We start from the raw sequence: 3,923 nt of genomic DNA on the forward strand, positions 1-3,923 counted from the left end.
ATTAGTAGGAACGTTGGCTCATGAAGAGGCGATCAACTTGACAGCTTGCTAGTGGACTATAGCAGACAATATAGCAATCCTATTTGATTTTCAAACAAGAGGGGCAAGGGAGAGGTGTTTGCATCTCATTTAGGATGAATGACACTGACTTAAGCAAAAAGTAGTCGTTCTTTGAGAAAACCAAGATTGGGGGGTCTCCCCCCAAACCCCCCACTGGGGGACGAGTGCCTCCCCCAGACCCCCTGCACAAGGGTTGGTTGGTGAGGTAGGAGAGTTCTTGAGTCAGTACCATTCCATTTAGAATTGCTATAACACATCAGTAATTTTCTTCAGTTCTTGACTTATAGAGTTCTATAGGTTTCTATGAGCGGCAACTTTGCGAGAGACTCTCAACATTCAGGATGATGGACGGTTGAGGTGGACAACTCCAAAGCATCCAACAAGGCATTCATACTAGCATCCGATAAATCAGCTATCTGTAACTGGCGCTCTACATGAACATAGCACTGACCCAGCGATCGCATGTAAGCGGGGTCATAGTGAAAGGTCAGCAAATCGTCTACTAAGGTGTGCCACTTACCCGCATCAATTAGGTCATACCACTCGTTGATTTTATCCCGACCATATCGAGATTTCAGCCACTTGAGTTTTTGTTTAAGTAGGTCGGGATGCGTGATTAAGTGCGGATATTCCTGTAACAGCCATTCAATTCTGACGGCTTGCGGGAACTGAACTTCAACACAGTTCGCCTGTTTCATTTGTTGCCAAAGGGATGGGGGTAAATAAACTTGTCCAATTTTGTTACTTTCAGCTTCCACCCATACCGTCTTACTAACATCAAAGCTTTGCAATTTTTGAACTAACAGTGATTCAAAAGATTTTTGCGAGGGTTGAGGTGAAAGCTTCCCTTCCCACTCTTGACCGAGCAGGGAACCGCGATGATTGGCTAAACCCTCCAAATCCAGCACTTGGACACCTCGCTTGGCTAACTGGTGCAGGATATAGGTTTTACCACTACCCGTCAGTCCACATAAGACTTGGTAGGTGAATTGTTCTGGTAACTGTTCTAGTTGGTCGCGCACATAGGTTCGGTAAGTTTTGTATCCTCCTTGAAGGACTGTAACAGGCCAACCGATTTGACTCAAGACCAGTGCCATACTGTTGGAACGCTGACCCCCACGCCAGCAGTAGACGAGGGGATGGTAGTCTTTCCCTTTGGCGGCAAAGTGGCTCTCCAGATGCCGAGCAATATTTTGCGCCACCAGAGCGGCCCCGACTTTACGAGCCTCGAAAGGGCAGACTTGTTTGTAGAGTGTGCCAACTTTGGCACGTTCAGCATCATTGAGTACTGGCAGGTTAATGGCACCGGGGATATGATCTTCGGCAAACTCACTTTCACTGCGAACATCAATAATCTCACTGTAGGCTTCTATCCAAGGTTGCTCGGTATAGTTAGGCGATCGCGACATAAAGTTAATCTTATTTAATTCTCCCTGAGAGGTCATTTGGGTTGCTCCCGGATCTTCGCTATCTTCAAGGTAATTCCCTGTAGCGTGAGGATGGGGTGTGCCTTATCTGATCTACGATCCTGAGACTCCTAACGAAAGAATTCAAGAATTGTGCCTGGGTACAAACACCATTGGACGCGATGAGGACAACAGTATCTTTATCCGAGATCAGAGTCTTTCTCGTTACCATGCTGAGATTGCGATCGGCTACCATCAGGCGTTTATTACCGATTTGCACAGTCGCAACGGTACCTTTGTCAACGAGATACAAATTGACCATTGCCAACTCAAGGATGGGGACGGCATTCGTTTTGGGAGCGTGGTTTGCCAATTTGTTGAGCGACTCAGACACGATGAAGCAGAGTGTTTGGGAGAGGAAGACTCGACGATCTCTATTGTTAAGCAAGTTTTGCCCCAACCCAGCGTTATAGCGATCCAAAATTTACTCGATGAGGATGGAGTGAGTGGCTCAGTCATTCGCCTACAACAGCAGGATACAGCGCAGCGGTCTGTCGATAAGTTGAAAATTTTGCTAGAGGTGAGTAAGCAGCTTTCCACTCCTGAGGAACCCGACCGACTGCTCGATAAAATTCTCGGCCTCCTGCTGGAAATTATGAAGGTGGATCGAGCAGCAATCCTCCTCGTCAATGAGTTCACCGGATGTCTCGAACACAAAGCTGTCAAATTACAGTCGCGTATCCCACCGGATGAGCTGTTTTACAGCCGCAGGATTACTAATTTGGTGCGCCACAGTGGAGAGGCCATTTTAATTACGGATGCCTGCATCGACCAGCGATTTAGCGATTCCGACTCGATTTTGGGACAAAAGATTCATGCGTCGATGTGCGTACCCCTAAGACCGAGGGAAAAAGTGATTGGGGTGTTATATGTGGATAATTTATCCCTGTCCAATATTTATTTAGACGAAGATTTGGAGTTTTTGACGGCTCTTGCCAATCAAGCCGCGATCGCGATCGAAAATTCCCATCTCTATAAAAAGATACAAGAGGAAGCCGTCATCCTTGATAAATTCGAGCGTTTTTTTCCACAAAGCGTCAGTAAAAAACTTAGGGAAGAAGGCAATTTAGAGATTGTGGAAACGGAAGTAACAGCCCTATTTGCTGATATTAGCGATTTCACGAACATGTCATCCTTGATGGAACCGCATCAAGTGATTGAGATGCTTAACGAATACTTTAAAATTATCGTAGAGGAGATTGTGTTTCCCTATGAAGGTACGTTAGAAAAATATATAGGGGATGCCTTACTCGCAATTTGGGGTGCGCCTTATCGCAAAGAAGATGATGCACAGCGAGCCGTTCGAGCTGCCATTGAGATGCAATGGGCCGTTTGCCGTCTGAATGAGGAGTGGAAACAGCAACGTGATTTACAAATTCAAATTCATATTGGCATCAATACAGGAAAAGTGGCAGCGGGTAATATTGGCTCAGAAAGGCTGATTCAGTATGCGGCGATCGGTGATACAACGAATGTGACTAGTCGGATTTGTAGCGTAGCTCAATCTGGTGAAATTTTAATTTCTCAAAGCACCTTTGACAAGCTTAAGGGTTGGAATCTGCCTCTTGAACAACTTGACCCGGTTTCGGTAAAAGGGAAAGAGCGACCCTTACAGCTCTATCGCCTCCTCTGGGAAAATTGGCCATGAACGCAGCACAAAACTCTGCCTACGAATATCAAGTTGGAGGGAGTTTACCCGTTGATGCTCCCACATATGTGATGCGGCAAGCCGATCGCGAATTCTATGAAGGCTTGAAGGCAGGGGAATTCTGTTACGTACTCAACTCCCGGCAGATGGGGAAATCTAGCTTGCGGGTACGAACGATGCAGCGCCTTCAAGCGGAGGGAATTGCTTGTGCTGGAATTGATATTACTGCTATTGGCACCTGGGATATTACGCTAGAGCAATGGTATGCCGGAGTCATTGACAGTATTGTTAGCAGTTTAAATCTATATGACTCGTTTGATTTAGAAGAGTGGTGGATAAAGCATAGTTCGCTGTATTTTGTCAATCGCTTTAGCAAGTTTATTGAAGACGTTTTGTTGCGCTCGATTTCTGAAAGTATAGTGATTTTTGTGGATGAAATCGACAGCGTTCTTAGCTTGAATTTCAACATTGATGATTTTTTTGCAGTGATTCGCGATTGCTACAACAAGCGGGCATCTCAGCCAGAGTATCGACGCCTGACGTTTGCGTTGATTGGGGTAGCAACTCCTTCTGATTTAATTCAAGATAAACGGCGGACTCCTTTCAATATTGGTCGTGCGATTGAGTTAACGGGGTTTCAGGTAGAGGAAGCTCAACCTTTGGCTTTAGGGTTGGCGAAAAAAGTTAGGAATTCCGAAGAGGTTCTGAGAGAGATTTTGGCTTGGACGGGTGGGCAACCGTTTCTGACT

General features: G+C 45.9%; 3 protein-coding genes. 2 read left to right on the top strand and 1 reads right to left on the bottom strand.

The window, feature by feature from the left end:
- Positions 1-389: 389 nt before the first annotated feature.
- Complete coding sequence (gene mnmH, locus V6C93_RS36465; protein WP_349262952.1) at positions 390-1,469, bottom strand: tRNA 2-selenouridine(34) synthase MnmH; 1,080 nt, start codon at positions 1,467-1,469, stop codon at positions 390-392.
- A gap of 97 nt (positions 1,470-1,566) precedes the next feature.
- Here mnmH and V6C93_RS36470 point away from each other — a divergent pair, with 97 nt between their 5' ends.
- Both V6C93_RS36470 and V6C93_RS36475 read left to right on the top strand, forming a co-directional pair.
- Positions 1,567-3,174 carry an adenylate/guanylate cyclase domain-containing protein gene (locus V6C93_RS36470; RefSeq protein ID WP_333481591.1) on the top strand — a complete coding sequence of 536 codons (1,608 nt, stop codon included), beginning with the start codon at positions 1,567-1,569 and terminating at the stop codon, positions 3,172-3,174.
- On the top strand, positions 3,171-3,923 hold a 753-nt coding region (locus V6C93_RS36475), incomplete at its 3' end, for an AAA-like domain-containing protein (RefSeq protein ID WP_333481592.1). The genes V6C93_RS36470 and V6C93_RS36475, both read left to right, overlap by 4 nt.

It is taken from the genome of Allocoleopsis sp., assembly GCF_036703385.1.
Classification (GTDB): Bacteria; Cyanobacteriota; Cyanobacteriia; order Cyanobacteriales; family Coleofasciculaceae; genus Allocoleopsis.

Bases quoted from the DNA above. Each gene is read 5' to 3' on its own strand.
- mnmH (WP_349262952.1), bottom strand. From the start codon at position 1,469: ATGTCGCGATCGCCTAACTATACCGAGCAACCTTGGATAGAAGCCTAC.